Here is a 1,292-nt window from a genome sequence, read left to right as displayed (position 1 = left end):
AAAGCCAGCCTTTCATGATATATCTCCCAATTTGTGTAGGGCTTATTATGCACGCTTAAAAATAATAAAAGCAGACTTGACCTGATAGTTTGGCTGTGAGCAATTATGTGCTTAGTGCATCTAACGCCGCCATAAGTTGCGGCTTTGGAGTTGATTGTTTTGTGGTAGCGTAGCGTTAAACCACAAAACAAGCGACGGAAAAGCCGTCAACTTGATGGCCTTGTTAGCCTTATCAGCGCGACTGTGATGTATAAACGTCAAAAATTGAATGACCAATTTTAACAATCGCATCATTTCGCTCTGCCATTGAAGCCTGTGTTTGAGCTAGATAGATGCTCACAATAATTGGGGCTTGATGCTCACTCCACACAACTGCTGTAATACTCCGAGCACCAAATCCGCCAGCACCTGAGCGATCCGCAATGTTCCATCCCGCCGGCAATACTGAACGTAGTAAATTACCAGTGACTTGATTGTTCACCATCCAAGACTCTAATTTTTTCTGGTTCATTTCAGATAGCGCGGAACCAAATAAAAATTTATTCAAAGTACTGGCTATTGCCTTAGGAGTTGTCGTATCCCTCAAATCACCGAGCTTACCTTCATTTAAATCAGGCTCAATACGGTCTAGACGAGTCTCTTTGTCCCCAATTTGTCTTAAAAAATCAGTAACGCCTTTGGGGCCACCTACAGCACTTAGGATGATATTTGCCGCAGTATTATCACTTGTAGTCATAGTTGCGAAGCACGCATCATCGAGTGTGATTGCCTGCCCTACTTGCTTTTCTATTACAGGGGAATAGGTCACAAGATCTGCTTTCTTAATCTCGACTGTACTATTGGGATTAACTTTTCCTTGCTCAGCATCATATAGTAATTTAGCGCAAGCTATTGTTTTAAAAGTACTTGTTAACGGGAAGCGCTGATTGCCATTGTAATCCCAATATTCTCCATTTTGAGTATCAAGAACGGAAACACCTATACGAGCAGAAAGAGAAACTTCAATTGCCTTAACGTCTTGTTCAACTTGCTGAAACTTTGAACTACTTGCAAAAACCACGGATGGTATTAAAAGCGAAAATGCCAATAAAAACTTCATGTAAGTAACCCCATAATTTTGATTGTCACACATTTTATATAAAAGCATGAGGCTCCATAATATGGCTAACTTTGTTTTAGGGCGACTGCCCTGCTGCGTAACATCGTTGCTGCTCCATAACATCAAACATCGACCCACGGCGTAACGCGCTTGCTGCTTGGATGCCCGAGGCATAGACTGTACAAAAAAACAG

Annotated in this window: 1 protein-coding gene; it reads right to left on the bottom strand. The window is 41.7% G+C overall.

Features of this window, described 5'->3' with window-relative positions; genetic code table 11:
- Window positions 1–232 precede the first annotated feature (232 nt).
- Window positions 233–1,099, bottom strand: coding sequence for a PSE family carbenicillin-hydrolyzing class A beta-lactamase CARB-2 (locus tag J4650_RS22630; RefSeq protein WP_001931474.1), 867 nt, complete (start codon window positions 1,097–1,099; stop codon window positions 233–235).
- Window positions 1,100–1,292: the final 193 nt, after the last annotated feature.

Origin of the sequence: Salmonella sp. 32120201201600049SM, from assembly GCF_017572835.1 — a bacterium.
Taxonomy (GTDB): Bacteria; Pseudomonadota; Gammaproteobacteria; order Enterobacterales; family Enterobacteriaceae; genus Salmonella; species Salmonella enterica.
The sequence above is the reverse complement of the archived record's forward strand: the minus strand, read 5'-3'. Positions and strand labels throughout refer to the sequence as shown.